The 25,842-nt window shown below is 66.6% G+C and carries 25 protein-coding genes; 9 read left to right on the top strand and 16 right to left on the bottom strand.

Going from position 1 to position 25,842, the window contains the following annotated elements:
* Positions 1-20: 20 nt before the first annotated feature.
* The 8 genes from JOE41_RS10250 to JOE41_RS10215 all read right to left on the bottom strand — a co-directional run bounded on the left by JOE41_RS10250 (position 21) and on the right by JOE41_RS10215 (position 8,821).
* On the bottom strand, positions 21-1,337 hold the full coding sequence (locus tag JOE41_RS10250) for an ATP-binding protein (RefSeq protein ID WP_209752276.1): 1,317 nt from the start codon (positions 1,335-1,337) through the stop codon (positions 21-23).
* A gap of 172 nt (positions 1,338-1,509) precedes the next feature.
* Positions 1,510-2,133: a DUF305 domain-containing protein gene (locus JOE41_RS10245; RefSeq protein ID WP_209752275.1), complete on the bottom strand. Its 624-nt coding sequence runs from the start codon at positions 2,131-2,133 to the stop codon at positions 1,510-1,512.
* 139 nt (positions 2,134-2,272) lie between these two features.
* The gene (locus JOE41_RS10240; RefSeq protein WP_209752274.1) at positions 2,273-2,788 is read right to left on the bottom strand and encodes a hypothetical protein; all 516 of its coding nucleotides are present in this window, start codon (positions 2,786-2,788) and stop codon (positions 2,273-2,275) included.
* A gap of 72 nt (positions 2,789-2,860) precedes the next feature.
* Positions 2,861-3,808 carry an L-lactate dehydrogenase gene (locus JOE41_RS10235; RefSeq protein WP_209752273.1) on the bottom strand — a complete coding sequence of 316 codons (948 nt, stop codon included), beginning with the start codon at positions 3,806-3,808 and terminating at the stop codon, positions 2,861-2,863.
* 186 nt (positions 3,809-3,994) lie between these two features.
* Positions 3,995-5,545 carry an amino acid permease gene (locus JOE41_RS10230; protein ID WP_011693800.1) on the bottom strand — a complete coding sequence of 517 codons (1,551 nt, stop codon included), beginning with the start codon at positions 5,543-5,545 and terminating at the stop codon, positions 3,995-3,997.
* A gap of 28 nt (positions 5,546-5,573) precedes the next feature.
* On the bottom strand, positions 5,574-6,989 hold the full coding sequence (locus tag JOE41_RS10225) for an aspartate ammonia-lyase (RefSeq protein WP_209752272.1): 1,416 nt from the start codon (positions 6,987-6,989) through the stop codon (positions 5,574-5,576).
* Positions 6,990-7,038: 49 nt separating this feature from the next.
* Complete coding sequence (locus tag JOE41_RS10220; RefSeq protein ID WP_011693798.1) at positions 7,039-8,082, bottom strand: asparaginase; 1,044 nt, start codon at positions 8,080-8,082, stop codon at positions 7,039-7,041.
* 43 nt (positions 8,083-8,125) lie between these two features.
* Entirely contained in the window at positions 8,126-8,821 is a 696-nt protein-coding gene (locus tag JOE41_RS10215) for a FadR/GntR family transcriptional regulator (protein WP_209752271.1), read from the bottom strand.
* 175 nt (positions 8,822-8,996) lie between these two features.
* Between JOE41_RS10215 and JOE41_RS10210 the strand changes: the two genes are divergently transcribed.
* Both JOE41_RS10210 and JOE41_RS10205 read left to right on the top strand, forming a co-directional pair.
* Positions 8,997-9,293 (top strand): type II toxin-antitoxin system Y4mF family antitoxin, encoded by a 297-nt coding sequence (locus tag JOE41_RS10210; RefSeq protein WP_209752270.1) that lies wholly within the window; start codon positions 8,997-8,999, stop codon positions 9,291-9,293.
* On the top strand, positions 9,290-10,519 hold the full coding sequence (locus JOE41_RS10205; protein WP_011693795.1) for a type II toxin-antitoxin system HipA family toxin: 1,230 nt from the start codon (positions 9,290-9,292) through the stop codon (positions 10,517-10,519). Before JOE41_RS10210 ends, JOE41_RS10205 begins: the two co-directional genes overlap by 4 nt.
* Before the next feature lie 7 nt (positions 10,520-10,526).
* On the opposite strand, the gene JOE41_RS10200 is transcribed toward JOE41_RS10205, so the two are convergent.
* Both JOE41_RS10200 and JOE41_RS10195 read right to left on the bottom strand, forming a co-directional pair.
* Entirely contained in the window at positions 10,527-11,144 is a 618-nt protein-coding gene (locus tag JOE41_RS10200) for a uracil-DNA glycosylase (protein WP_011693794.1), read from the bottom strand.
* A gap of 356 nt (positions 11,145-11,500) precedes the next feature.
* On the bottom strand, positions 11,501-12,403 hold the full coding sequence (locus JOE41_RS10195) for an SRPBCC family protein (RefSeq protein WP_209752269.1): 903 nt from the start codon (positions 12,401-12,403) through the stop codon (positions 11,501-11,503).
* 160 nt (positions 12,404-12,563) lie between these two features.
* Between JOE41_RS10195 and JOE41_RS10190 the strand changes: the two genes are divergently transcribed.
* Complete coding sequence (locus tag JOE41_RS10190; RefSeq protein ID WP_209752268.1) at positions 12,564-13,070, top strand: hypothetical protein; 507 nt, start codon at positions 12,564-12,566, stop codon at positions 13,068-13,070.
* A 96-nt stretch (positions 13,071-13,166) separates the two neighbouring features.
* Here JOE41_RS10190 and JOE41_RS10185 read toward each other — a convergent pair whose 3' ends face one another.
* A complete protein-coding gene (locus tag JOE41_RS10185) occupies positions 13,167-14,696 on the bottom strand; it encodes an amidohydrolase (RefSeq protein WP_209752267.1) in 1,530 nt (509 codons plus the stop codon).
* A gap of 12 nt (positions 14,697-14,708) precedes the next feature.
* On the bottom strand, positions 14,709-15,329 hold the full coding sequence (locus tag JOE41_RS10180) for an SRPBCC family protein (RefSeq protein ID WP_245200690.1): 621 nt from the start codon (positions 15,327-15,329) through the stop codon (positions 14,709-14,711).
* Between the two features lie 293 nt (positions 15,330-15,622).
* Here JOE41_RS10180 and JOE41_RS10175 point away from each other — a divergent pair, with 293 nt between their 5' ends.
* From JOE41_RS10175 to JOE41_RS10160, 4 genes are all read left to right on the top strand, one after another.
* Positions 15,623-16,024 carry a hypothetical protein gene (locus JOE41_RS10175; protein WP_156810717.1) on the top strand — a complete coding sequence of 134 codons (402 nt, stop codon included), beginning with the start codon at positions 15,623-15,625 and terminating at the stop codon, positions 16,022-16,024.
* The gene (locus JOE41_RS10170) at positions 16,021-17,076 is read left to right on the top strand and encodes a zinc-dependent alcohol dehydrogenase family protein (RefSeq protein WP_209752265.1); all 1,056 of its coding nucleotides are present in this window, start codon (positions 16,021-16,023) and stop codon (positions 17,074-17,076) included. The genes JOE41_RS10175 and JOE41_RS10170 overlap by 4 nt, the downstream gene beginning before the upstream one ends.
* A gap of 72 nt (positions 17,077-17,148) precedes the next feature.
* Entirely contained in the window at positions 17,149-18,840 is a 1,692-nt protein-coding gene (locus tag JOE41_RS10165; protein WP_209752264.1) for a DUF4389 domain-containing protein, read from the top strand.
* 221 nt (positions 18,841-19,061) lie between these two features.
* Complete coding sequence (locus JOE41_RS10160) at positions 19,062-19,844, top strand: SDR family NAD(P)-dependent oxidoreductase (protein WP_209752263.1); 783 nt, start codon at positions 19,062-19,064, stop codon at positions 19,842-19,844.
* Positions 19,845-19,961: 117 nt separating this feature from the next.
* Here the strand turns inward: JOE41_RS10160 and JOE41_RS10155 are convergent, their stop codons facing one another.
* From JOE41_RS10155 to JOE41_RS10140, 4 genes are all read right to left on the bottom strand, one after another.
* Positions 19,962-20,621, bottom strand: coding sequence for a GntR family transcriptional regulator (locus JOE41_RS10155; protein WP_209752262.1), 660 nt, complete (start codon positions 20,619-20,621; stop codon positions 19,962-19,964).
* Between the two features lie 120 nt (positions 20,622-20,741).
* Positions 20,742-21,764, bottom strand: a complete 1,023-nt coding sequence (locus JOE41_RS10150; protein ID WP_011693781.1) for a transketolase family protein — start codon at positions 21,762-21,764, stop codon at positions 20,742-20,744.
* The gene (locus tag JOE41_RS10145) at positions 21,761-22,669 is read right to left on the bottom strand and encodes a transketolase (RefSeq protein ID WP_374068699.1); all 909 of its coding nucleotides are present in this window, start codon (positions 22,667-22,669) and stop codon (positions 21,761-21,763) included. The genes JOE41_RS10150 and JOE41_RS10145 overlap by 4 nt, the downstream gene beginning before the upstream one ends.
* The gene (locus JOE41_RS10140; protein WP_209752261.1) at positions 22,669-24,006 is read right to left on the bottom strand and encodes an MFS transporter; all 1,338 of its coding nucleotides are present in this window, start codon (positions 24,004-24,006) and stop codon (positions 22,669-22,671) included. Before JOE41_RS10140 ends, JOE41_RS10145 begins: the two co-directional genes overlap by 1 nt.
* Positions 24,007-24,190: 184 nt before the next feature.
* On the opposite strand from JOE41_RS10140, the gene JOE41_RS10135 reads away from it, so the two are divergent.
* Positions 24,191-25,015 carry a sugar phosphate isomerase/epimerase gene (locus JOE41_RS10135; protein WP_043431184.1) on the top strand — a complete coding sequence of 275 codons (825 nt, stop codon included), beginning with the start codon at positions 24,191-24,193 and terminating at the stop codon, positions 25,013-25,015.
* A 48-nt stretch (positions 25,016-25,063) separates the two neighbouring features.
* Positions 25,064-25,840: an SDR family NAD(P)-dependent oxidoreductase gene (locus tag JOE41_RS10130; protein WP_011693777.1), complete on the top strand. Its 777-nt coding sequence runs from the start codon at positions 25,064-25,066 to the stop codon at positions 25,838-25,840.
* The last annotated feature ends 2 nt before the right edge of the window (positions 25,841-25,842 follow it).

Raw genomic sequence — 25,842 nt, 5'->3', positions numbered from 1 at the left:
GAACAGAACCCCCCGGCCTGCTACACCCGGCCCAGCGAGTCGATGTCCTCAAGGAAGTCCTGGTGGACCTCCTTGCTCACCGTGGTCCGCGTGTCGGCAATGGCGTCGAGGTAGTCCTGCGTGGCGGGACCCTTCCGGACCGCGTCGCGGACGGAGACGTCGCCCCCGGAAGCCAGCCCGCCGTCGTCGTACACTGCCTTTTCCAGCGCACGCTGGGAGGCGCTCCGGGCCGCATACTCAATGTCCGCGGGGGAGAATCCCTCGGTGCGGTCCACCAGCAGCTCAACGTCCACGTCGTCCACCACGGCGGCCGGGATGAAGCGCTGCCACATGGCCTCGCGGGCCTGGCGGTCGGGCAGGCCGATGGGGATCACGTAGTCGAACCGGCCGTGGCGCAGGAAGGCTGTGTCCAGGGCGCGGATGAAGTTGGTGGCGCACACCAGCAGGCGGCCGGGCTGTTCGCGGAAGGCCGGGATGATTTTCAGGAGCTCGTTGGTGACGCCCTGCAGCGGGGACGGCGGCTCGCCGGACCGCTGGGATGCGATCTCCTCCACCTCGTCAATGAACACCACGGCATGTTCCAGCTCGGCGATTTCCAGGAAGGTCTCCCGGAGGGCTCCGGCCAGGCCCTTCGGGTCGGCCGCGAGCCGGGAGGGGAATACTTCCACGAACGGCCATTCGAGTCGCGACGCGATCGCCTTCGCAAACGTTGTCTTGCCGGTTCCGGGAGGGCCAAAGAGGACGACGGCGCGCGGCGGCACCACGCCGAATTCGTCCGCCAGGTCCGCCTCGGCCAGGGGAAGCACCAGCCGGCGTTCCAGCAGTTCTTTCTCGTTGCGCATGCCGGCAACGTTTTCCCAGAGGTCGCGGGCCAGGATGCGGCCGCCGAGCAGGCCCAGGGGCTCGAGCTCCTGGCGCTGCACGGGGATGGTGCGTTCGAAGTAGCGAAGGTTCTTCTTGAGGACGAAGCCGCGGCTGAGGAAGGCTTCCACACGGGTTTCGGACTCCGGCATCAGCGCGGACAGTTTGTTCAGCCCGTGCGGTGCCATCCGGTTCTCGACGGCGGCCAGCAGCGAAGTGCCGATCCCGCGGCCGCGGTATTCGGGGAGCGTGGCCAGGAAGACGATCCAGCCCTGGTCGTGCGCGGCGCGTCCGACGGCGGCGCCCACCACCATATCGCCCTGCACTGCCACTACGGCGTGGTCCTTTTCGCAGGATGCCAGGACCTCGGACAGCGCATAGACGGGCTCCACGTTGGTGGCCTTGAGCGATTCCCAGAGGTGCAGGATGCCGTCAAGGTCGGCCGAATGGAAATCCCTGATCCGCCAGGTGGTCATGAGCGTTTCTCCTGTGGTGGTTCGTCGTTGAGCCAGCGTGAACTTCTCCGCTGAGCATATGCGAACCTGCACCCGGCCGGGGTTGCGGCGGCGTTGCATTACGCCAGCGCAACCCCGGGCCGCGGCTATCTGTGCGCGAGCGGACACTTGCGGCCCGTGGACGACTTTGCCGTTACGGAGCCGCGGAGGCCAGCAGCTCCTTCATTTCCTCGATTTCGGACTCCTGGGCCGTGACGATTTCCTGGGCGAGCTTCACGGCGCCGCTGTTCTGCCCGTCGGCTATTTCGGCCTTTGCCATCTGCACGGCGCCCTCGTGGTGCGCAATCATCTGGGTGAGGAACAGCCTGTCAGCTTCCTTGCCCTGGGCGGCGTCGAGCGCCTTGAGGTCGTCGTCGCTCATCATGCCGGCCATGCTGTGGCCTGCTTCGCCGTGCCCGGCCATGGCCGTGGGTTCATTCCAGCCTTTGAGCCAGCCGTTCATCTGTTCGATCTCCGGGCCCTGTGCGGCCTTTATTTTGGTGGCCAGTTCCGTGACGGCCGGGTTGATGCCCTGCTTGCTGAGCATCATGTCGCTCATTTCCACGGCCTGTGCGTGGTGCGGAATCATGGACTGGGTGAACAGCGTGTCCGCGGAGTTGTGGCCCATGGCCCCAGGGCTGCCATCCGGCGCGCTGGAGCTCATCGCCCCGTGGTTCGCGGGCATCGTTGAGGAGCCGGGGGTGGCGTTCGAGCCGCAGCCGGCGAGCGTGATGACGGCTGCCAGGGCAGCGGCTGAAAGGGTGATTGGTTTCTTCATGTGAATGGTGTCCTTGGGGAATCCGGCACGGGGCGCCGGGAGGGGCGGCTGCCAGGCTTCCTGCGCGGGGTTCAACGCGGGGAACCGGCATCCAGGGGCAGGTGGAAGCACCGGAAGCGTCACGGTGCAGCTCCCGGTTTTATGTCCGGCTAATGGAGAGTTCGCCGGGCGTTGGACTGCCAGGAACGTGCGTGGCGGCACACAGCACCCGGGCTGTGTCCGCGGCCGGTTCCGGGCCGGCGAAAGAGGTGGTGCCGGGCGATGGCGCGGAGAGACCCGCAGTAGCCGGGGCGGGAATGCAGCTTGCGTGCGGAGCAGACATCTCACCGGTTGCGCCGGTGGAGACGCACGACGGCGGCGGTTCCGGTGCGCTGCTGCCCATTGGCCGGGCGGACGCCGGATCCAAGGTCGCGGCGTGCACCATGCCGTCCGCCATGGCATTCGGCGCGGTGCGGGCCGCTGTACTCGGCGCCGCGGCGTGGGTTGCGTGGGCGCCGGCAACAGCCGCCAGGGCGCCGGGGCCGTGCTGCGTGTGCGAGGACGCCAAGACGTGCATGCCGATTAATCCGGCGAGGATTGCGAGGACGCCAAGGAACAGGGCGGTCCGAAACCGGCGAGTCACAGGGAGAGGCAGGGAGCCGGCAATGTGAGGCATAGCGTTCTCCCTTCCCTTGTTGCCGTGCGCAGTGGCTGTTGAGTCCGCACCGTTCAACGAAGGGTGCGGCTCTTAGATTCCCAGCGTACCCATCGTGTTCCGCAGTGTGTCCGCCGAATGCTGCAGGGCGGCCAGTTCTCCATCGTCCATCGGCGTGTGAAGGACGCGGTGCACACCGCCGCGCCCCACGACGCTGGGCAGGGACAACGCCACGCCGGAGATTCCGTAGGGGCCGTCCAGCACGGTGGACACGGGCAGCACGGCGTTCTCGTCACGGAGCAGGGCTTCCACAATCCGCGCACCGGAGAGGCCGATGGCGTAGTTGGTGGCACCTTTGCCGGCGATGACCTTGTAGGCCGCCTGCGTCACCTCTCGTGCCGTTTCGGCAAGGTATTCCGGGGTGAAGATGCGTTCGCCGTCAGCTTCCCAGTCGAGGATGGGGACGGGCCCGATAGTGGCGCCGGACCACACCGGAAACTCCGTGTCGCCGTGCTCGCCCACCATGCTGGCATGGACGCTGGCCACGGAGACGCCGGCGCGGCGGGCCAGCAGCCAGCGCAGCCGTGACGTATCCAGCACGGTGCCGGAGGAGAAAACGCGCTCCGGGGGCAGGCCGGAGATCTTTTGCGCCGCCACGGTGAGCACGTCGCAGGGGTTGGTGACCAGGACATAGACCGCGTCCGGGGCTTGCTGAAGCAGTTGCGGCATGAGCTGTTCGAGGATGCCGACGTTCGTCCCGGCCAGGTCCAGGCGCGTCTGGCCCGGAGCCTGCTTCGCACCGGCCGTGATCACGACGACGTCGGCGCCTTCCGTCACCGCGATATCGCCGCCGCCGGTGACGGTGGCGGCCGCCGCGGCGAACTGGGTGCCGTGGGCGAGGTCCAGGACTTCCGCTTCGGCTTTGAGGGCATTGACGTCGAACAAGGCGATGTTGCTTGCCGAACCGCGGATCAGGGCGGCGTAGGCCAGCGAGGTGCCCACGCTCCCGGCGCCCACCACGGCAAGTTTGGATCCTGACATGAGCTACCTCTTCCCCGGCCCCGGAGCTCCAGGACCCGCGCTGATGGTGCGACTGCCCGCAATGGCTTCATGCTACCGATTTAGCAGCGGCCACACATCAGCGCGAACGGACACTTGCGGCCCGTCTATCCGGAGATTTCAGGGCCGCATGTGTCCGTTCGCGCTAAAGGAACCGCCTGGCTGGAGTTAGCTCTTGTTCTTCGCGCCCGGGCCCGGGCGGTTGGCTACGAGCGGGTACGGGCCGGTGAAGCCGTCGCGGACCGCGGCGATCTCCAGGACGCGTTCCCGGCAGAGGCGCCAGCCCAGCATCAGCGCGGGGATGACGATGACCAGCGAAGCGATGGTCCAGGTTCCCACGGGGGAGTCGAAGGCCATGAGGACAAGCACTGCCAGCAGGAAGGCCAGGGTGATCCAGCCGGTCACCGGGGCGCCGGGCATACGGAACGCCGGCCGGAGGAGTTCGCCGCGCTTGGCGAGCCGTGCCAGCTGCATCTGGCACATCACAATCACGGCCCAGGTGCTGATGATGCCCAGGGACGCCACATTCAGCACGATTTCGAAGGCTTCGGCGGGCACGACGGCGTTGAGCACCACACCAAGGACGGCCACGGCTGCGGTCAGGGCAATGCCGCCGTAGGGGACGCCGGCCTTGTTCATGCGGGCCGCGAACTTGGGCGCAGATCCGGCGACGGACATGGAGCGCATGATCCGGCCGGTGGAGTACAGCCCGGCGTTGAGCGAGGACAGCGCCGCGGTGAGGACCACCAGGTTCATGATGGCGTCCACGCCCTCAACCCCGATGGAGCCGAAGAACGTGACAAACGGGCTTTCCCCGGCTTTGTAGGAGGTGTACGGCAGGAGCAGGGAAAGCAGCACCAAAGATCCGACGTAGAACACCGCGATACGGAAGATGACCGTGTTGATGGCCCGGGGCATGATCTTTTCCGGGTTCTCGGTTTCACCGGCAGCGGTGCCGATCAGCTCGATGGAAGCGTAGGCGAACACCACACCCTGCATAACAACAATCGCGGGAAGCAGGCCGTTGGGGAACAATCCGCCGTTGTCCGCGATCAGGCTGAAGCCCACCTGCTGGCCCTCCACCGGCGTGCCGAAGATGACGAAGTAGATACCCACCACTAGGAAGGTCACCAGGGCAACCACCTTGATGAGCGCGAACCAGAACTCAAGCTCGCCGAAGACCTTGACTGAGATCAGGTTCAGGCCGAGGACCAGGATCAGGGCCGTCAGCGCCCAGGTCCACTGCGGAACGTCCGCGATGGGTGCCCAGTACTTCTTGAAGAAGTTCATGTAAAGCGCGACGGCGGTGATGTCCACGATCGCCGTCATCGCCCAGTTCAGCCAGTACAGCCAGCCGGTGACGAAAGCAGCCTTCTCGCCGAAGAACTCGCGGGCGTAGGAGACGAACGATCCGGATGAGGGACGGTGCATCACGAGCTCGCCGAGGGCGCGCAGGATCATGAAGGCGAAGAAGCCGCACACCGCGTAGCTGATGATGAGGGCCGGCCCGGCAGTGGCAAGCCGGCCGCCGGCACCCATGAAGAGCCCGGTGCCGATCGCGCCGCCGATGGCGATCATCTGGACCTGCCGGGGCTTGAGTCCCTTGTGGTAGCCCTCATCCTCGCGGTGGAGGGAGGCTTCGGAGGCGTGGGCGTGCGCCGGGATGGTGTGGTCGGTGATGACCTGCTTTTGGGCAGTGTCCTGTTGGGGCTGTGTCATGGGGGTCCTTACAAGATGAGGTCGGGGACTACTTGCTTAGGTTGGCCAGGCGTTGGGGGCTAAGGAGGTCTTCGAGTTGCTCGGCGGTGAGCAGGTTGTGTTCGAGGACGAGTTCGGCGACGCCTTTGCCGGTGGCGAGGGCTTCCTGGGCGATGGCGGTTGCGGTGGTGTAGCCGAGGTGGGGGTTGAGGGCGGTGACGAGGCCGATGGATTGTTCGACGGTTCGGCGGAGGTGGTCGGTGTTGGCGGTGATGCCCTGGATGCAGCGTGCGGTGAGGGTGCGGCAGGCGGCTTCGAGGTGGGAGATGCTCTTGTGGAGGCTGTGGACGATGATGGGTTCGAAGGCGTTGAGCTGGAGTTGTCCGGCTTCGGCGGCCATGGTGATGGTGACGTCGTTGCCGATGACTTCGTAGGCGACCTGGGAGACGACTTCGGGGATCACGGGGTTGATTTTGCCGGGCATGATGGAGGATCCGGATTGCACGGCGGGGAGGTTGATTTCGCCGAAGCCGGCGCGGGGGCCGGAGGAGAGCAGGCGCAGGTCGTTGCAGATTTTGGAGAGTTTCACGGCGACGCGTTTGAGGACGCCGGAGAGGTGGACGAAGGCGCCGACGTCCTGGGTGGCTTCGATGAGGTCCGGGGCGGTGACCAGGGGCAGGCCGGTGATTTCGGCGAGGTGGCGGCAGGCGGTGGCGGCGTAGCCGGCGGGGGCGTTCAGGCCGGTGCCGATGGCGGTGGCGCCGAGGTTGATTTCGTGGATGAGCAGGTCCGCTTCGGCCAGGCGGAGCCGGTCTTCGCCGATGGTGACGGCGTAGGTGCCGAATTCCTGGCCGAGGGTCATGGGGACGGCGTCCTGGAGCTGGGTGCGGCCCATTTTGACGACGGTGCGGAATTCGAGGGCTTTGGCGGCGCAGGCGTCTTCGAGTTCGGCGAGGGCGTCCAGGAGTTCGCGGGCGGCGAAGATGGTGCCGAGTTTCACGGCGGTGGGGTAGACGTCGTTGGTGGACTGGGAGAGGTTGACGTGGTCGTTGGGGTGCAGGCGGGTGTAGTGGCCTTTGGGGTGTCCGAGGATTTCCAGGGCGCGGTTGGCGATGACCTCGTTGGCGTTCATGTTCGAGGAGGTTCCGGCGCCGCCCTGGATGACGTCCACGACGAACTGGTCGTTGAGTTTGCCGTTGAGGACGTCGGTGCAGGCCGCTGCGATGGCGTCGGCGCGTTCGGCGTCGAGGAGGCCGAGTTCGTGGTTGGTGCGGGCGGCGGCGAGTTTCACGGCGGCGAGGCCGCGGACCAGGTGCATGTTGGTGGAGAGCGGCTGGCCGGTGATGGGGAAGTTCTCCACGGCCCGGAGGGTGTGCACACCCCAGTACGCGGCAGCGGGAACATCCCGGTCACCCAGCAGATCATGCTCGGAACGGAAGGCGGCGGGGGAAGCGTTTTCGGTCATGGGGATCCTCGGGAGGCGTGGCTGGGGAGAAGAGTTGGGGGCAGGGCGGCTAGGTTGCCGGAATGAAGTCGGTGGCCGTCAGCTGCCCGACGGGGTGGCCGCCGCCCAGGACGGCTCCGGTGGCGATGCCCGCGAGCGGTGAGGTGTCGACGTCGAGCGCTTCCAGTACGCGGACGGTGGCCGGCATGCGGGCGCGGTCCCCGCCGTCGGAAATTTTCACGGCCACGGCGCGGCCGTCCGGGAGGCCCACGAGCTGGACCCCTTCGAAACCGTCCTTGGCCACCGCTCCGGGGAGCAGGCGCATCAGTTCGGTGACATCGCGGCCTTCGCCGGCCACCATTTCGGGGTGCTGGATCATGGCCCGGCCGACGGCGGCTTCCGGACTTCCGGGATCTGTCACCACTGCGGCGGCGAGGCGGCCGAAGGCGCGGGCCATGCCGCGGAGGGTCAGTGCGAACAGCGGAGTGCCGCAGCCGTCGGTGCTGGTGCGCTCGGGTTCTTCGCCGGTGAGTTCCCGGACTGTGGCGGCGACGAGCTGCTGCAGGGGGTGTTCCGGATCCAGGTAGCCGCGGACCGGCCAGCCGTTGATGACGCAGGTTGCGGCCATGGCGGCGTGTTTGCCGGAACAGTTCTGGGTGAGCCGGGTAGCGGTGCCGCCGTTGCGGAGCCATTCGTTACGTTCGTCCGGCCCGTACGGCAGGTCGGTGCTGTTTTCCAGCGCGTCGGCCGTAAGCCCGTGCAGTTCGAGGATGCGGAGCGCGCCGTCACGGTGCACTGCTGCTCCGGAGTGGCTGGCCGCGGTGAGGGCCAGAAGGTCGGCAGGAAGGTCGAGGCCGGCACGGACCATCGCCACGGCCTGCAGCGGCTTGAGTGATGAGCGCGGGTAGAAAGGTGCCAGGGGAGCACCCGCAGAGAACAGCGTGCGGAGGCCGCCGTCGGCTGATTCGTCCGGGGCGGTGGCGATCACCGAGCCGTAGTGGATGCTTTCCACGAGCCCGTCGCGGGTCTGCACGGCCAGCGGAACGTGCTGCGGCAAGGCTGTTAAGTCCGGGGCCGGAGCCTGGGCGTGGACGGGCAGGGCAGGGGAGAGCATGGAGTCCTTGGGATCGGTGACGGGCGTCGGTTGGGCGTCGCGGCTATTGGCTGAGGATGGAGTCGAGGGCTGCGCCTACGGCATGCAGGTGTTCCTGCATCGCGGCGCTGGCCTCGGTGGCATTGCCGGATTCAATGGCGGCCAGGATCCGCTGGTGTTCCTGGTCGGAGGCGTGCTGGCGGTCGGCCACCATGTTGAGGGTTTCGGATTGGTGCGCCAGGGCGTCGCGGATGTCGGAGACCACGTTTTCAAACACCTTGTTGTGGCTGGCCCGGGCGATGGCTGCGTGGAAGCTGGAGTCGAGGGCAACCCAGGATTCGGGGTCGTCCTCGGCGGCCATGGCGGCCACGATATCCCGCAGGCCTTCCAGCTCTTCGGCCGTCCGGCGTTCGGCGGCCAGGCCGGCGGCCGGGACTTCGATGTGCGGGCGGGCCTCGGTGAGGTCCAGCGCCGAGTACTGGCCGAGGACCAGGTCCTTGGCCACCCGGTTGGCGACCACAAAGGTGCCGCGGCCGGTCTTGGTGGTGGTGAGGCCGAGGGCGTTGCACGAGCGCAGCGCTTCACGGACCACGGAACGGCTCACCCCGTACTGCTGGGAGAGCGTGGCTTCGGAGCTCAGTTTGGCGCCGATCTCGAGCTTGCCGGACTCGATTTCGGCGCGGAGGACGTTGAAGACGGCTTCGGCTGCGCTGAGGCGGGCGAGGGGCTGTCCTGCTGTCCGGCTGTCTGACAGGTTCACGCTTAAAATATGGCACGGGTCACACGGGGTGTCAACTGTGAAGCGGATCGCCCGGAACCGGACGTTGGATATTCGGTACGTTCATTCCGATTCTTTGCTGTACAAGGGCGCTCCCCGTCCCTAGACTTGGAATTCCAAGGGAAACGGTACGTTCGTACCTGTCTGGGGAGTCTGAATGGCCGATACGTTCGCTGACATGCTTGCCGCCGAAGTCAGGGCCAGGCGTGCAGCCCTGCAACTGACCCAGCACGACCTTGCCCACCTCGCAGGGGTATCCGAGCGCTTCGTCCGATTCGTGGAGCAGGGGAAGCGCAGTGTGCAGCTGGACTCGCTCCTGGCGTTGCTCGAAACCCTTGGCCTGGAGCTTCAGCTGACCACGCGGACCCGCCCTGCGGCCCGCGCCATTGGGGGCATCCGCGCCCCCGCGGACGGCCCCGCTCCCGGCAAACCGCTGGGAGAGGACCAGAAATGAGGCACCGCGTCGCCGATGTCTACAAGGCCGGCGTGCTGGCCGCGCGGCTGGAGCGGCACGACGGCGGCACCAGGTTCAGTTACCTGCCGGCGTACCTCGCGGCGGGAGGTCCCGCCGTCGCCAGTTCCCTGCCGCTAAGCGCTGAACCGGTGCTGTCCGCGGCGGGGGCCGCGCCGCCGTACTTCACCGGGCTCCTGCCGGAGGGCAGGCGGCTGAACGCGTTGCGACGATCGGTGAAGACGAGCGTTGACGACGAACTCTCGCTCCTGATCGCCGCCGGGGCCAACCCGGTGGGCGATGTGCAGATCGTTGGCCACGGTGAGCCCCTGGACCCGGACGAACATGCCGTCGAGCTTAACCCGAAGGCCCCGGTCGACTTCGACGCGCTGCTGGGCGACTCCGGGCTGATCGACCCCGTGGCGCTCGCCGGCGTGCAGGACAAGCTGTCCGCCGGGATGATCTCCATGCCCGTGGCCAGTGCCGGCCGGCGCTACATCCTCAAGCTCAATGCCCCGGAGTTCCCGCATGTGGTGGAGAACGAGCTGGTGATGTTCCGCTACGCCGCCAAGCTGCGGATTCCGCTGAGCAAAGTGCGGCTGATACGGGATGTAGAAGGCCGGCCCGGGCTCCTGGTGGAGCGGTTCGACCGGATCCCGCTGGCGGGCGGCGCGCACGGAGCGGTGCAGCGGCTCGCCGTCGAGGACGGTGCGCAGGTGCTGGGGCTGTACCCCGCGGACAAGTACAACGTGGCGTACGGGCAGGTGTGCCGCGCCCTGGCGGAGTACTGCGCGGCGCCGCTGCCTGCGCTGCGGAACCTTGCCATCCAGGCGGCATTCGCCTGGCTGAGCGGGAACGGCGATCTCCACGCGAAGAATGTGTCGATGGTGCAGCAGCCCTCGGGGGAGTGGTCCATCGCGCCGGTCTACGACATCCCCTCCACAGTGGTCTACGGGGACAAAACACTCGCCCTCACGCTGGACGGCAAACGGACCGGGATCTCGCGGAAGCATTTCCTGGGCTGGGCCGCCGGCCTGGGGCTGACGGAACGCGCCGCCGTGCAGGTGCTGGAGCTGGGATTGAAGGCGTCGGGTCCGCTGGTGGCCGACCTTGAAGCGGGTACGGCTTTTGCCGGAGCGAACGACGACGGCGCCTCACCGTTTTCGTCGATGGTCACCAGGTCATGGCTCAAGGAGCTCAAACACCGGCGCCGGCTGCTGGAAGCGTAGGAAGCGACTAGAGGTGCTGGATCCCGGCGCGCTGCATTGCGTCCCTGTAGATCTCGACGCTTTTGCTCAGCAGTTCTTCCTGCTTGTTCGCGGAAACCGCGAAGGCCCGGCCGCCGAGGGCACTGGCTTTGTAGATCTTGATTCCGGAGTTCTTCAGGGACTGGTGGTACGTCTTCTCGAAGAGGGTAAGGAAGGTCTGGGCATCCGTGCCGTGGGCGATGATGGCCGAGACGCGCCTGTTGATCTTCAGGAACTGGCGGAAAGGACGCAGGCCGTCCGTCTTTTCCTGGACGTTGAGGGCGGAGGGGAGGTCGGGGTCCCGCACCCACGGGTAGGCATTCCACGGCATGACGTAGCGGGGGTCGAGTTCCACGATTTCGTAGATCGACGTGGCCCGCCGGGCCGCTTCATCGTCATTGAAGTGGGATACGAAGCCCGATTCGGTGCCTTTGCCGGGGCTGACATGGAGACTGACGATCCTGCATTCGTCCTCGTCATGGACGGGGTCAATGTACGGGACTATGGAGCCCGGCTTCTTTTCCATGAGTTCGTCGCAAAGCTGGGTTACAGCAGCGATGTTCGGTTCCTGCAGCAGGGCCTTTTTTTCGTCCCAGTCAATCGTCACGATTTCTCCCTCAGCACACGGCGTCCAGAATCAGGCGTCTGGTTCCACTCTACGCTTTTGGCCGGGGTTGATGTTCTGCGGATTTCAGCAATCGGCAGAGGCGGCAACGCATCCGGGCTCCAAAGCAAGAGGCTCCCGGCCTATTTCCTCCCGGACCGTGCGGGCGTACGCTTAAAGCGCCTGCAGGTAACCGTTCAGATAACGCGGGCCGTTCGGGACATGAGAATGTCCGGGCCGTCTCATAGCGAGATCGCGAAGGTACCTGCAGGTCTTTGCTGTTTAAGCCGGTCTTTGGGATTGCGGCGGCGATCACGTCGGTGATCGCCGCCGCGTCCACTGCTCGCAGCGAGACAGTGCTAGTGCTGGCCGAGGCTGCCTGCCGCAGGCGGAAGGCCGCCGTCGCGGTTTTCTTCGTCCCTGCGCTCGGCAGCGCTCCTCGTGTCGCTGTCGGCGGTCTCATCCGAGTCGCCTTCGAAATCGACCAGGCCGTTGGTCTGGTCGAACGGCTTGGCGATCCGGTCGTCACTCAACGCGGAACCGGGGCCGGATACCGTGCCGGCCGCTTCAGCGGGCTCCACATAGCCGGAAGCGTTGGTCGCCGGAACGGCTGAAACCGGGGTCTCCGAAACGGGAACCGGGGTGCTGGCGGGCTCCGTGTCCTTGTCCCGCATGCTCGCGGCCACGCCGGCTGCCGCTGCGGCGGCAACCCCCACACCCGCCGCGACCTTTCCGGAGAGGCCGGCCTTGCCGGAATCGCCGCGTGACGCCGCTGCCGCCTCCACTCCGGGAGTCCCCGCGGAGGCGCCTTCGTTGACGGTCCCGCGCCAGGCGCCGCTGGCATAGCCCTCGTCCTCGATGAAGTCCTTGAACCTCTTCAGGTCCCCCTCAACCTGCCGGTCGACGACATGGAGTTTGTCTCCGATGGTCTCCACGATGCCTTCCGGCTGGTATTCGAGGGACAGCTGTACCGACGTCTGGCCGCCGCCCACGTCTTCGAAGGTCACGGTCCCCGCGTTGGTCGCGCCTTCCGTGGCAGCCCACGCCACCTTGCGGTCCGGGACCTGCTCCAGGATCTTGGCCTCCCACTTGCGGCGGACGCCGGCGATTTCAGCCACCCATTCAAGGCGGTCGTCGCTGAGCTGCGTCACGCTCTTCACACCACCCATGAAGTGCGGAAATTCCTCGAACTGGGTCCACTGGTTGTACGCCGTGCTTGCCGGGACGTTGACCAGAATGCGTTTCTCGACCTTCGTGCTCATGGTGTCTCCTTTGACTAGAAAAGGGTTGAACGTTGCCTGGCGATGACGATGATTCGCCAAGTAATCAGCATGCTTACTATAACTTTGATGTCGCCATCCGGCTAGAGTTTCTTTGGCGGCCGCCGCCACTCCACGTGTTCACGAGCCAAGGACCCCCATCATGCAGGTCACCAAGAGGGCACTCCGGGAAGACGGGTTCGCTGGCTTCCGGACCTTCGCTGAAGTCGAGGTCAACCGGATCCCGCAGGCACCCGGGATCTTCGCTGTCCTCCAGCCCGAAGGATTCCAGGCGCAATTCCTGGCCAGGAGCACGGCCGGGGTTTTCAAGAAAAAGGACCCCTCGCTGCCGGCGGAAAAGCTCGCTGCCGAATGGGTGGACGGCGCGGAGGTCCTCTACGTTGGAAAGGCCGGACCGGGGAGCAAGGGCAACCGCGGCCTGCGCCGGCAGATCCAGGAGTTCCTGGACTTTGGCAACGGTAAGCCTCCCGGGCACTGGGACGGGCGGCTCATCTGGCAGCTCGCAAACGCCAAGTCCCTGCTCATCGCCTGGAAGGAGCTTCCCGCCGGCGGGCTGAATGAAGCTGAGGCCAAGTATCACGCAGACTTCCGCGAGGTTTATGGCCGCCTGCCGTACGCCAACCTTGTGCAGTCCCGCGTCAAGGGTTAGGCATGAGCCGCGTTCGCGCCGTAAGTTGCTGTCGGCGCCGCTGGAGTGCGACGACGGCGGGCGGCGGTTGGGGCCTTAACTGTCCGTTCGCGCTGGTCAGGCTTCGGACGCAACCGTCCCGCCGCCGTCGTACGTGAACCTGCCGGCAACCAGCGTCGCCGCCACCGGCATCGACGCGAAGACCTCGTGCGGTACGCCAAGCGGGTCGTCGTTGAGCACGGCGATGTCCGCGGGATCGCCTGCACGGATCCGGCGCCTTCCCCGGGCGGACGCCGCCAGGGCTTCCTCGCGGGTGATTGCCTGTTCCGGGTGCCAGGGTCCGCGTCCGTCCGGGCCGGACCGGGTGGTCGCGGCCGACATCGCGGTCCACGGATCCAAGGGCGCCACGGGAGCGTCCGAACCCAGCGCCAGGGTGGCTCCGGCAGCCAGCAGGGACCGCAGCGGGAACGCCCGGTCGGTACGGTCACCCCAGTTGGCGTCGGCTGCGTCGCGGTCGTCGAGGGCATGCGCCGGCTGCACGCTCGCCGTCAGGCCCAGTCGGCCAAAGCGGGCGAAATCCTCCTGCCGGACGAACTGGGCGTGTTCGATCCGTCCCCGGATGCCGGCAGCCTCGAAGGCGTCCAGCGCCACCTGGTTCGCGGCATCGCCGATCGCGTGGACTGCGGGAACGAAACCGGCTTCCCTCGCCCGGACCAGCAGCGCCAGCAGTTCCGGTTCGCTGACGGTGAGCAGCCCCCGCCCGCCGTGCGGATAAGGGTCCACGCAGTAGGCGGTGCGCGTGTTGAGGGAGCCGTCGATCAGCACCTTGAGTGGCCCCACCCGGAGCAGGCCGTTCCCGCCGGGGATGTCCTGCCCTGTCCGCATTGCCTCGCGCCGCGCACGGTCCAGATGCTCCGGATAGACGCCCGCTTCCACCCGCAGCGAACGGAAACCGCCGCTGACCCGCCGCAGCCACACCTCGCGGTTCCACGTCATCTCGAAATCCACGATCCCCACCACCCCGCGGGCGGCTGCCTTCCGCGCCGCCTCATCGACCCAGGCGTCCACCACTGCGTCAGGCAGCCTGCCGAGCTCGCGGGTCAGGGCAAACGCCGGCTCCTCCCTTAGCAAGCCGCTGGCGTCCACGTGCACCCCGTAGCGTTTCGCGGCAGCGCTGTTCAGCCACACACAGTGGAGGTCATGGCTGATGAGCGCTGCGGGACGGCCCTGCGTCGCGGCGTCGAGCATCGCCAGGCTGGGAACGTCCGCCCAGAGGGCGTCGCGGAAGCCGACGCCCACCAGCGTGGGGTCGCTGCCGCCGTCGTTCTCGCCGTGCACCGCAACGCTGAGGCGACCGTCTGCGAGACGGGACCGGACGACGTCGACGGCGTCTCCCGCCGACGCGGCGTGCGACAGGTCGATGCGGTTGGCGGCCATGGCCCACTGGGTCATGTGCACATGCTCATCCCACAGGCCCGGGATGGCGTACCGGCCCGCTAGGTCGACCGTGCGGGCACCGCTCCGGTGCTTATCCGCCGCCGTTATCCGGCTGACCACCCCTCGGGCAATGTGAATATCCAAACAGTCCTTCCCACCGGGCTGCCGGACGGAGGCAAGGACGAGATCGGGTGCAGCGGGTTCAGGCATACGGAAAGGCTACTAAGAGTTCCCCTCTGCGCGACTCCTGATCCCGTGGAGCATGCGCCGGGACATGACGAAACTGGCAACCTCCACCACCTCGACCAGGCACCGGGCCCACCACTGCCGGTAGGCGTACCGTTCCCGTACCACCAAGCGGGTGGCGCCGGCGGGCTGCGGCTGCAGGACAAACGCCCAGGTGAAGTCGAACGGCCCGGGCGGGGATCCGGGAGGAACGCGCAGTACGAGCGCGTTGCCCTGGTCCACTAACGCGACTTCCAGGTCCGCGGAAGCAGCCGGGGCCAGGTGAAAGCGGTCGCCTGCCTTGATGTCCTGCCACTCCGGGTGGATACGGTCGGCACTGTGGATGTCCAGGCCGGCCAGGTTTTCGAGGAAGTCGTAGCTGTAGAGTCCACCGCGTCCCTGCCCCATCTGCGCCAGCCAGGGCCACACTTCATTCGCCGGAGCCTCGATGGTGATGGCCCGCGTGGACTGCAGATCCACCGTGGACAGGAGATCGTCGCCCGGCAGCCCGCCGTCGGCTTCGGCGTCCGTGGCGCCCCAGCGCAACTGAAAGCGCCGGAACAGGAAGGCGGACGCCACCAGCCAGGCGAACACTGCGGGCTTGGAAAAATGTTTCATGGTCCGTGGCTTCGTCATCGGGCAATTCTCCAGACCGCCGATTCCCCTGTCACGGGCCATAAGCCCCGGGGGCGCCGTGGTTCGCCCACGCAGGCCTCCGCATAGGGGTCTTTCGTCCCTTACCGTTGCTGCGCCGGGCCGCCATCCTTGATGTGGGGCATCTCACGCCTGCGTTACTCGCGCACGCACCTTGGGGAGGGGATATGCTTCGCCGATCAACACCAGGTCTCGCTACAACATTGGGGAAGGGCTGGCGCAGTGCGCCTCCCGGACATAGCAGGAGACCCGGCTTCATGAATCAACACGCCCGAACTGTCCTGGGTACTCGACCCTCCGTCCTCTCCCGTCATGGAGCCCCATCCACCACGCACTATGAGCACTCTGACCACCGGCTTAAGGTGGTGGTCCGCATCGAAGCGGACCTGGAGGCTGCCAGTATCGAAGTCCGTGGCGTCGTAACGGGGGCCAACCTTCGCGCCCTGTACGTGGTCGCGCGGCGCACCACTTCACTGCTGCACGGCAAAGAACTCACCATCGATCTCTCCCGCGCCCGGGTCACCGACACGGTCCTTGAACAACTCCACGAATGCGCCCGCCTCTCCCGGCTGGCATCCGGGGTGGACCGTTCGGTGGTCGCATGCAACGTGAAGATCGTGGACCCCGGCTTTATCCACAGAGTCAAGGAGTACGCATGAAAGCGCTCGTCTACGGCGGTCCCGGCGAAAAGTCATGGACCGACGTTCCGGATCCCGCCATCCAGAACCCCAGCGACGTAATCGTCAAGGTGGACACCACCACCATCTGTGGAACGGACCTGCACATCCTCAAGGGGGACGTGCCCGCAGTTCAGAAAGGCCGGATCCTGGGGCATGAGGGCGTGGGAACCATCACCGAGGTGGGCTCCTCGGTCACCAGCCTGAAAGTAGGGGACCGGGTCATCATCTCCTGCATCAAGTCCTGCGGCCACTGCGCCAACTGCAAGACCGGTCTTTATTCGCACTGCATGGGCGAGGAAGGCGCAGCAGGTATCGGCTGGGTCTTCGGACACCTGATCGACGGTACGCAGGCCGAATACGTGCGGGTCCCATACGCGGAGAACTCGCTGCACCTTCTCCCCGAAGGGGTCAGCGACGACCAGGCCGTGATGCTCTCCGACATCCTGCCCACCGGCTTTGAAATCGGTGTGCAGTACGGGCGGGTCAAGCCGGGGGACACCGTGGCGGTTGTAGGCGCGGGGCCGGTCGGGTTGGCAGCAATCGCCACCGCCGGGCTGTACGGCGCGGCAACCATCATCGCGATCGACCTTGACGCCAACCGGCTTGAAAAGTCCCGCGAATTCGGCGCCACGGACGTCGTGCTCTCCGGCGACGCCGACTGGAAGGAACAGGTGCTGGCGCTCACGGACGGACAGGGCGTGGATGTGGCCATAGAAGCGGTGGGCATCCCGGCGACCTTCGGAATGTGCACGGAGATCGTGCGCCCCGGCGGCAACGTGGCCAACGTCGGCGTGCATGGAAAGTCCGTCGAACTCCATGTGGAGAACCTCTGGATCCAGAACATCAACATCAGCATGGGCCTGGTCAACGCCAACACCACGCCGATGCTCCTCAAGCTGGTGGCGCAGAGGAAGGTTCCCGCGGAGAAATTCGCCACCCACCATTTCACGTTCGACCAGTTCATGGACGCCTACGACACCTTCGCCCGCGCAGCCGAAACCAAGGCACTCAAAGTCGTGATCACGGCGTGAAATCGGCGCCCGCTCAAGGAGCGGGCGCATAAGACTCCGGGGGGCCAAGCAAGAGGCAAGAAAGGACTGGCCATGAAACCAGGCCGGATAGTCATGCTGGTACTCGGCACCCTCGCGGCCCTGATGGGGCTTGGACTGCTGACAGCCGCCGGCGCCGTCGGATGGGTCAATTTCCAGCAGCGCGACAACGGATATTTGACCACACCCACAGAGCGCTACGACGTGGCCACTCGGGCCATCACCTCGCCCGGCCTGAACGTCCTGGTGGACGAGGAACTGCCGGATGTCCTGCCCGTGGACAGTGCAGGGCGATTGCTGTTGCGCGGCACGTCCGCGTCCGGCCAACAGATCTTCATCGGCATCGGACCCCAGGAGGACGTGGCCCGGTACCTGGAGAACGTCCGGCACTCCGAAATCACCGAGTTGAAGTCCTACCCGTTCCGCGTCCAGTACCGTGAGGTCCCCGGAGACGCCGTACCCGCTGCCCCGGGCGCCCAGTCATTCTGGTCCACGTCCTCCCAGGGAACTGGAACCCAGCAGATTGAGTGGGACCTGCGCAGCGGCCGCTGGGCAGTGGTTGTCATGAACGCCGACGGCGCCGCTCCGGTCTCCGTGGACCTGCAGGCGGGCGTCCGGTCCGATCTGTTGTGGCCGGTCTTCATTGGGCTCCTGATCGGCGGCATCGCCCTGCTGGCGGTGGGGGTGCCGCTGATTGTGGCCGGCGCCGCAGGGCTCGGCAAGCACGGCCCGCCGCCGCATTACCCGGCGGCCGCACCCGCGGGTCCCGGTCCCGTACCAGTAGGCCCGGACTCCCAGGCCCCCTACGCCACGGCCGCAGCGGCGATACCGCCCGGAGGCGGCCGTACGCCGCTGCCCACGGACCCGCAGCCCTCGGACACCTCCCGGTACCCCGTGCGGCTGAATGGCTACCTCGACCCCGGGCTCTCCCGCGGCATGTGGCTGATCAAGTGGTTCTTGGCCATTCCGCACTACATCGTGCTGTTCTTCCTGTGGTTCGCCTTCTTCGTGACCACCATCGTGTCCGGCTTTGCCATCCTGTTCACCGGCCGCTACCCGCGCTCGCTGTTCAACTTCAATGTGGGCGTCCTGCGGTGGAACTGGCGGGTGGCTTTCTACGCCTACGCTGCGATCGGGACGGACCGTTATCCGCCCTTCACGCTGGCGCGGACCGACTACCCGGCAGATTTTGACGTCGAGTACCCCGAGCACCTCTCCCGCGGCCTGGTGCTGGTCAAGTGGTGGCTGTTGGCCCTTCCCCAACTCCTGATCGTCGCCGCCTTCTCAGGCGCGGCAAGCACCTGGGGCAACCGGCGTACATGGGTGGATGGCAGATGGGTGGACGGCACCTGGGTTGATGGAACCTGGGTGGGATACCAAGGCGGCGGCGGGATCTCGCTGATCGGCCTTCTGGTGATCGTGGCCGGGTTCAGCCTGCTGTTTACGGGGCGCTTCGGCCGAAGGCTTTTTGACCTGCTGATCGGCCTGAACCGTTGGACCCACCGCGTTATTGCCTACGTGGCGCTGATGCGGGACGAGTATCCGCCCTTCCGTCTCGACATGGGGCCGACGGATCCTGCCGACGCTCCGCCGACAGGCTATCTGCCGCCGCCGGTCCCCGCCTCGCAATCCGCCCCGCCGCCCGTGCGGCCCCCGGGCCCTCCCGCGCCCCCGGCCGCGCCCGCGGAGGCGCCTCCCTCAGCTGGCCCGCGCACGGAGCCCCCGGGAGAACCGCGCCAACCCTAGGCATACGGCAACCCTAGGAATACGGCAACCCCAGGAATCGGTGGCCACCACCACCAGGTTCCCGCCGGGGTCCTGGATGGGGAATCCTGACTGCACCATGGCCCGAATGTGCCCCCGGGCAGCCACCCGGTCAAGGCGCGTACGGAGGCAGCACCCTTGCCACCCGCCGCCCACAGGAAGATAGTGGGAGGATCTGACCACTCCCGGGCAGGAGGCCCGCAATGCTGCTGGAACAAGGTACCGGGCCGGCTGGCCTGCTGCAGGGCCGGACCGCTTTGGTGTACGGCGCCGGCGGTCCCGTCGGAGGCGCCGTGGCCCGGGCCTTCGCGGCGGAAGGTGCGGAAGTCTTCCTGGCCGGGCGCACGGAGTCCCGTCTCCTCAAAGTAGCCCGGGACATCCGGGAGGCGGGCGGCAGCGCGGATACCGCCGTCGTCGATGCCCTCGACGAAAACCAGGTGGATGCCTTCGTGGACCAGGCCGCAAAGAAGACCGGGCGCATCGACGTCTCCTTCAACCTGATCTCCTACGGGGACGTCCAGCAGCCGCTGATGGAGATCTCCGCCGACGACTTCAGCCGGCCCGTCAGCGCAGCTACCCGGACGCACTTCCTCACCACCCGCGCCGCGGCGCGGCACATGATCAGGCAGCGCTCCGGCGTCGTGCTGATGTTCGGCGGCTCAGGTCCGCAGACCCTGCACGGGCTGGGCGGGTTCAAGATCGCGCTGGATTCCGTGGAGGGGCAGCGCCGGCAGTGGGCGCTGGAACTGGGCAAGAGCGGCATCCGCGTGGTCACGATCGTGACGGGCGGGATAGTGGAAACACTTCCCTGGCAGACCGAGGGCCGCGAAGAGATTGTTGAGGAAATCACCAGGAGCGCGCACCTGAACCGGACAGCAACGCTGGAGGACGTGGGCAACGTGGCGGTGTTCATCGCCTCGGACCGGGCCGGCGCCATCACCGACGCCACAGTGAACATTTCCTGCGGCGCCATTGTGGACTACTGAGCCGTTGCGCAGGACGTAGCGGCGCGCTGTCCCTTGCTCAGCCCGGCTTTGTGTTCGGCGTGCCACGTCCTCTTATGCCCGGTCATGTGCCCGGCGGAGGGGCTGGAGCTGAACCGTCTATGCCACCAGGTTGTCCGCGGCGGTGTCCATGTGTTCGCGGATGGTCTTGCGGGCCAGGGAGGCGTCCCCGGTTTCGATGGCGGCCACGATGTCGTGGTGGCGGTCCACGCTCATGTTCGAGACGCCCTTTTCCAGCCCGGCAAACATGATGGACATCCGGATGGAACCCTCCAGCGATTCCCAGGAGTGGAGCAGCGTCTCGTTACCGGTGAGGCGGCACAACGTGCGGTGGAATTCGAGGTCTGATTCGATCCGGTCTTCGAGGCTGCCCTTGGCCGCCGCATCCATGGCGCCGATCGCCGCGCGCAGCGAACCGATCACATGCTGGCGGTCCGGCAGCTCACACAGGGTCCGGGCGGCAAGGGATTCCAGCGCCGCCCGCACGGAGTAGATATCCCGGATTTCCTTGGCATCGAGGTGCCGGACGGAAAGGCGGCCCCGCGGACCCGCCGACAAAAGCCCTTCCTGCTCAAGCTGCCGCAACGCCTCCCGAAGCGTTCCCCGGCTGATCTGGAGCATGTCCGAGAGTTCAGTTTCCACCAGGTGCCGGCCCGGTTCCAGCTCTCCGCTGGTGATGGCGGTGCGCAAGGCGGAAAGGGCCTGCTCGCGGAGGCTCTTCTTCTGCAGTCCCAGCAGGGGTGCTGTCACTCCGGCCATCGTGGCACTTCCTCACTGTCAGTGGTCGACTGTTTACAGTCGGTGCGTTAACTTTTGATGTTACGGCAGAAGCGCGGACCCGTGTGGTCCCGGGGCCGCGCTCCCGCCGCTCGTTCCCGGCTAGCCCAGTTCTGCCAGGACCTTCGCCACGATCCGCTGGACGGACAGGCCGTAGCGCTCGTGCAGCGTGGGCAGCGCACCGGCGTCGAGGAACTCGTCCGGCAGTGCCACGGGCACCACCCGCTTGCCCAGTCCCGCGGTGACGACGGCGGACGCAACCGTTTCGAAAAGGCCGCCGATCACGCTGTGGTTTTCCAACGTCACCGCGAGGCGGTCGGTATTGATCTCGGCCAGGACCGTCGCGGCGTCGAACGGCTTGATGGTGGGGGTGTGAACGACGGCGACGTCCACGTTGTGTTCGGCCAGCGCCTTGGCTGCCTGCAGCGCCCGCATGGTCATGAGTCCGCTGGAGATGAAGACGACGTCGTTCCCGCCGCGCAGGACCTTCGCCTTGCCGAGCTCGAAGGTATAGCCGTATTCGTCCAAGACCGTGGGCACGTTCCCGCGGAGCAGACGCAGGTACGTGGGCCCCTCGCTGGCCGCGAGCTGGGGGACGGCCTGTTCGATGTCGATCGAGTCGCAGGGGTCCACGATGGTCAGGTTGGGCATGCCGCGGAAGATCGCCATGTCCTCGGTGGCCTGGTGGCTGGGGCCGTAGCCGGTGGTCAGGCCCGGCAGGCCGCCCACGATGTTCACGTTGAGGTTCGGTTCGGCGCTGTCGAGGCAGAGGAAATCGTAGGCCCGCCGCGCGGCGAAGACGGAGTAGGTGGACGCGAACGGCACCAGCCCGGTCTCGGCCAGTCCCGCGGCGGCCCCGAAGAGCAGCTGCTCGGCCATGCCCATCTGGAAGAACCGTTCCGGGAAGGCCTGCGCGAAGATGTGCATGTCCGTGTATTTGCCCAGGTCCGCGGTGAGGCCCACGATCTTGTCGTTCTCCTGGGCAGCCTTCACGAGTGCATGTCCGAACGGCGCGGAGGCCGTTTTCTGGCCGGGATCAGCGAAGGACGCGATCATGGCCGAGGTCTTCAGCTTGGGGGCGGCGCCCTTTACTGCGGTGCCCGTTGAAGCGGTGGCGGTGCTCATCGTGCGGCCTTTCCTTCGTATCCTGCGGTCAGCTGTTCGCGGCATTGCTGCCATTCGTGTTCCTCGATGCGCATGAAGTGCGCCTTCTCGCGCTCCTCCAGCAGCGGCACTCCGCGGCCCACCTTCGTGTCGCACAGGATCACGGAAGGACGTCCGACGGCGGCGGCCTGGGCGGCTGCGTTATCGAACGCCGCCAGCAGCGTGCCGACGTCGTTCCCGTCCACCCGCTGGGTATACCAGCCGAAGGATTCCCACTTTTCCGTTACGGGCTCGGTGCGCAGCACGGTGTCCGTCTTTCCGTCCGCCTGCAGCGCGTTGATGTCCACCATCGCAGTCAGGTTGCCCAGCTGGTGGTGGTGCGCGCCCATGGCGGCCTCCCAGGTGGAGCCTTCGTCCAGTTCGCCGTCGGAGAGGAAGTTGTAGACCCTCGCCCCGGAGCCCTGGTATCGGAGGCCGAGTGCCATGCCCACCGCGATGGTGAGGCCGTGGCCCAGGGAGCCGCCGGAGATCTCCATCCCGGGGGTGTACGTGGACATCCCGGACATCGGCAACCGGGAATCGTCCGAGCCGTACGTCCCAAGTTCTTCGACCGGAACGATGCCGGCCTCGGCCAGTGCGGCGTAGTGTCCGATCGCGTAGTGCCCGGTGGAGAGCAGGAAGCGGTCCCGCGCCTCCCATTCCGGATCCTCGGGGCGGAAGCGGAGCTGGTCCGCGTAGACGGCGGCCAGCATGTCCGCCGCGCCGAGCGCCTGGCCCACGTAGCCCTGGCCTTGCACCTCGCCCATGTTCAGGGCGTGGTGACGGATGCGGTAGGCGGCGGCGCTGACGCCGGCGACGCGTTCGGTCGCGGGAGCCATGGTTTCCTGGGTGGCAGTCATGTGGGCTTCTTCTGTGGCGGTGGTCATCAGGCGTTTACTGTCTGCGGCGTGCTTTTGGTGGCCTCATCTGCCAGGCGCCGTTCGCGCTTGCCCCAGGTTTCCCGGGTGACGAGGGCGGCCCAGAGCCCGATGGCTGCGTAGAAGCTGAAGAGGAGGGCCGGGCCCATCCAGCCCAGGCTGACGAAGAGGAGCGTGGTGATGAAGGGAGTGAAGCCGGAGACCATGGCGGAGATCTGGTAGGCCAGCGAGGCTCCGGAGGAGCGGGTCTTTGCCTGGAACAGTTCGGGGAACCACGCCCCCTGGGCGCCGGCCAGGGAGTTCTGGCAGACAGCGTAGGAGATGACGATGGTGGCGATGATGAAGATGAACATTCCGGTGTTGACCAGCAGGAACATGGGGATGCCGAACAGGAGCGCGAAGGCTGTGGACCAGATGTAAAGCGGCCGGCGCCCGATCCTGTCGGTGAGCCTTGCCCAGGCCATGGTGGCGAAGATGCCGATTGCGGAGGCTATGCAGAGGGCGACGAGCGTCTGGGTCTTGTCAGCCAGGTGCTGGGTGTGCAGGTAGGAAATCATGTAGGTGATCGATACGGCGTAGCCCGCGGTCTCGGCAATGCGGAGGCCGATGCCCCGGACGATGCTGCGCCAGTCCGTCTTGATGACCTCGAGGATCGGCGACTTGACGATGGAACCGCTCTCCTTGACCTCGTCGAAGACCGGCGATTCCGGCACCTTGGAGCGGATAATCAGGCCGACGACGACGAGCAGGATGCTGGCCAGGAACGGGACGCGCCAGGCGAGTTCGCCGCCCAGGTTGACGCTGACCAGGAAGACGAGGTTGGCCAGGAGGAGGCCAACGGGGAAGCCGGCCTGCACGATGCCGGTGTACTTTCCCTTGGACTTCCAGGGCGCGTGCTCGTAACTCATCAGGATGGCGCCGCCCCATTCGGCACCGAAGGCGAGGCCTTGGACGACGCGGACGAACACCAGCAGCGCCGGCGCCAGCAGGCCGACCTGTTCGTAGGTGGGCAGGAGGCCGATGAGGAACGTGGCGACACCCATGAGGATCAGGGAGGCCACCAGGACGGGCTTGCGGCCCACCTTGTCGCCGAGGTGGCCGCCGATGATCCCGCCGATGGGGCGGGCGGCGAAGCCGACGCCGAGCGTGGCGAAGGCGGCCAGGGTGCCGGTGACCGGGTCGCCGGTGGGGAAGAACGCCGTTCCGAAGTACAGGGCGGCGGCAGTGCCGAAGCCGATGAAGTCATAAGTCTCGATGACGGCGCCGACACCGGAGCCGATGGCGACGCGTTTAGCGTCCTTTGTGCCGTGCACGTGGCCGCGCATTTTCAGAGCCTCATTGCTCATTGCTGAATCCCTTTCGAAGAGCGGGCAACGCTTCCGCACCGCCGCTGTCGACTGTTAACAAATGATATGCCAGTGTGACCCGGGTCATGCTCCAATGTCAACAGTCAATGTTGGAGGTTGACTGTCAACAATGAAACGCATACAGTGATTCACATCACCCCACCCTTTCAGAGGATCAATGAAGATGTTCAACTCCCGACTCGGCTGCTCGTCCATCAGCTTCCGCCACCAGGACCTGGTCACGGCCCTGAGGACCATCGGCGGCCTTGGCTTCGAAGAAATCGACCTCGGCGCCCTTCCCGGCGTCTGCGACCACGTCCCGTATGAACTGGATGCGAACGCCGTCACGGCTGTCACCGCGGAGGTTGCCGCTTCCGGGCTGCGGGTCCGCTCGGTCAACGGGGACATCGGAGACCTCAATGCAGTGCTCGACGCCGGCGGGCAGGGCGCCCGCGAACGGCACCTGGAGGCGCTGCTCACCCTCGCGGCCAATACCGGCGCGAAGGCGCTGGTGCTTCCGTGCGGTGCCCTGGGCCACAATCCGGTCCGGAGCGTCGAGGAGGACCTCGACACCATCGCGGCCCAGCTCATCCATGCCGGGCAGCGCGCCGCTGAATTCGGCGTAGAACTCTGGACCGAATCGCTGCACTTCCTGAGGTTCTGCTGGAACCTGGAGCGCGCCGAACTGCTGGCGGACCGGCTGGCGGGCTCGGGCGTGGGAATCGTCATGGACTTCAGCCACATCGTTGCCGCCGGCGAAGACCCCCTTGAATACCTCGAACGGCACGACGGCCGGATTACCCACGTCCACATCAGGGACGCCGTACCGGGAAACATCAACCTCAGCATCGGAAGCGGCCAGGCGGACTTTGCCGCCGGGCTGCGCTCGCTCGCAGCGCGCGGCTACACCGGCCACTTCTCGCTGGAACTCGAAACCCGGGACGTCACCCACGACGAACGCCCCGCGGCCGCCGCCAAGGCAGCCAGCTTCATCACAGACCTTATCTAGAGCACAGCCTTACCCGAACCACCACCAAGCAACCCAAGGAGCACCACCATGAGCACCACCATCCAGCGCACCGCCGTCCTCACGGGGGCCACTTCGGACCGCGGCATCGGCATCACCACCGCACGCCGCTACGCCAACCAGGGCTGGGCGGTGGTGATCCTGGACCTCGACGGCGAGAAATCCGCCAAGGTCGCCGCCGAAATCGGCAACGAGTTCAACGTCCCCGCCTTCGGCCACGAGATCGACGTCGCCAATGAGGGCTCCGTCAACGCCGCCTATGCAGCCGTCGCCGCAGAAGTCGCCGCCGGTAACCTTCCCCCCGTGGGCGCGCTGGCCAACATTGCCGGCATCACCTCGCCGGTGCCGTTCCTGGAAACCACCCTGGAGCTCTGGCACAAGGTGATGGACGTCAATGCCACCGGAACCTACCTGGTCACCAAGGCCTTCCTGCCGGACATGATTGCCAGCGGCTGGGGCCGGATTGTGAACATGTCCTCCGTCTCCGCGCAGCGCGGCGGCGGCGTCTTCGGCAAGGTCCCCTACTCCGCCGCCAAGGCAGCCATCCTGGGCTTCACCAAGGCGCTCGCCCGCGAAATCGGCGCCACCGGCGTGACCGTCAACGCGATCACCCCGGGCGCCGTGGACACCAACATCCGCGTGGGCAGCACCGAGGAACAGGAGGCCGCCATCAACGCCGGCATCCCCCTGGGCCGCAACGCCACCACCGAGGAAATTGCCGCCGTCATCACATTCCTGTCCTCCGAGGAATCGGCCTACCTCACGGGAACCACCATCGACATCAACGGCGGAAGCCACATCCACTAGCA

This window comes from Arthrobacter sp. PvP103, from assembly GCF_017833075.1.
GTDB lineage: Bacteria > Actinomycetota > Actinomycetes > Actinomycetales > Micrococcaceae > Arthrobacter.
This window is presented reverse-complemented; position numbering and strand designations above follow the sequence as displayed.

Excerpts from the sequence above, each read along its gene's own strand:
- JOE41_RS10210 (WP_209752270.1), top strand. The coding sequence starts at position 8,997 with ATGGCCGATACGTTCGCTGACATGCTTGCCGCCGAAGTCAGGGCCAGG.
- JOE41_RS10235 (WP_209752273.1), bottom strand. The coding sequence starts at position 3,808 with ATGTCAGGATCCAAACTTGCCGTGGTGGGCGCCGGGAGCGTGGGCACC.
- JOE41_RS10240 (WP_209752274.1), bottom strand. The coding sequence starts at position 2,788 with ATGCCTCACATTGCCGGCTCCCTGCCTCTCCCTGTGACTCGCCGGTTT.
- JOE41_RS10205 (WP_011693795.1), top strand. The coding sequence starts at position 9,290 with ATGAGGCACCGCGTCGCCGATGTCTACAAGGCCGGCGTGCTGGCCGCG.
- JOE41_RS10185 (WP_209752267.1), bottom strand. The coding sequence starts at position 14,696 with ATGCCTGAACCCGCTGCACCCGATCTCGTCCTTGCCTCCGTCCGGCAG.
- JOE41_RS10140 (WP_209752261.1), bottom strand. The coding sequence starts at position 24,006 with ATGAGCAATGAGGCTCTGAAAATGCGCGGCCACGTGCACGGCACAAAG.
- JOE41_RS10150 (WP_011693781.1), bottom strand. The coding sequence starts at position 21,764 with ATGAGCACCGCCACCGCTTCAACGGGCACCGCAGTAAAGGGCGCCGCC.
- JOE41_RS10225 (WP_209752272.1), bottom strand. The coding sequence starts at position 6,989 with ATGACCGAAAACGCTTCCCCCGCCGCCTTCCGTTCCGAGCATGATCTG.
- JOE41_RS10180 (WP_245200690.1), bottom strand. The coding sequence starts at position 15,329 with ATGAAACATTTTTCCAAGCCCGCAGTGTTCGCCTGGCTGGTGGCGTCC.
- JOE41_RS10170 (WP_209752265.1), top strand. The coding sequence starts at position 16,021 with ATGAAAGCGCTCGTCTACGGCGGTCCCGGCGAAAAGTCATGGACCGAC.
- JOE41_RS10175 (WP_156810717.1), top strand. The coding sequence starts at position 15,623 with ATGAATCAACACGCCCGAACTGTCCTGGGTACTCGACCCTCCGTCCTC.
- JOE41_RS10130 (WP_011693777.1), top strand. The coding sequence starts at position 25,064 with ATGAGCACCACCATCCAGCGCACCGCCGTCCTCACGGGGGCCACTTCG.
- JOE41_RS10135 (WP_043431184.1), top strand. The coding sequence starts at position 24,191 with ATGTTCAACTCCCGACTCGGCTGCTCGTCCATCAGCTTCCGCCACCAG.
- JOE41_RS10195 (WP_209752269.1), bottom strand. The coding sequence starts at position 12,403 with ATGAGCACGAAGGTCGAGAAACGCATTCTGGTCAACGTCCCGGCAAGC.
- JOE41_RS10190 (WP_209752268.1), top strand. The coding sequence starts at position 12,564 with ATGCAGGTCACCAAGAGGGCACTCCGGGAAGACGGGTTCGCTGGCTTC.
- JOE41_RS10145 (WP_374068699.1), bottom strand. The coding sequence starts at position 22,669 with ATGACCACCGCCACAGAAGAAGCCCACATGACTGCCACCCAGGAAACC.
- JOE41_RS10245 (WP_209752275.1), bottom strand. The coding sequence starts at position 2,133 with ATGAAGAAACCAATCACCCTTTCAGCCGCTGCCCTGGCAGCCGTCATC.
- JOE41_RS10165 (WP_209752264.1), top strand. The coding sequence starts at position 17,149 with ATGAAACCAGGCCGGATAGTCATGCTGGTACTCGGCACCCTCGCGGCC.
- JOE41_RS10230 (WP_011693800.1), bottom strand. The coding sequence starts at position 5,545 with ATGACACAGCCCCAACAGGACACTGCCCAAAAGCAGGTCATCACCGAC.
- JOE41_RS10220 (WP_011693798.1), bottom strand. The coding sequence starts at position 8,082 with ATGCTCTCCCCTGCCCTGCCCGTCCACGCCCAGGCTCCGGCCCCGGAC.
- JOE41_RS10155 (WP_209752262.1), bottom strand. The coding sequence starts at position 20,621 with ATGGCCGGAGTGACAGCACCCCTGCTGGGACTGCAGAAGAAGAGCCTC.
- JOE41_RS10160 (WP_209752263.1), top strand. The coding sequence starts at position 19,062 with ATGCTGCTGGAACAAGGTACCGGGCCGGCTGGCCTGCTGCAGGGCCGG.
- JOE41_RS10250 (WP_209752276.1), bottom strand. The coding sequence starts at position 1,337 with ATGACCACCTGGCGGATCAGGGATTTCCATTCGGCCGACCTTGACGGC.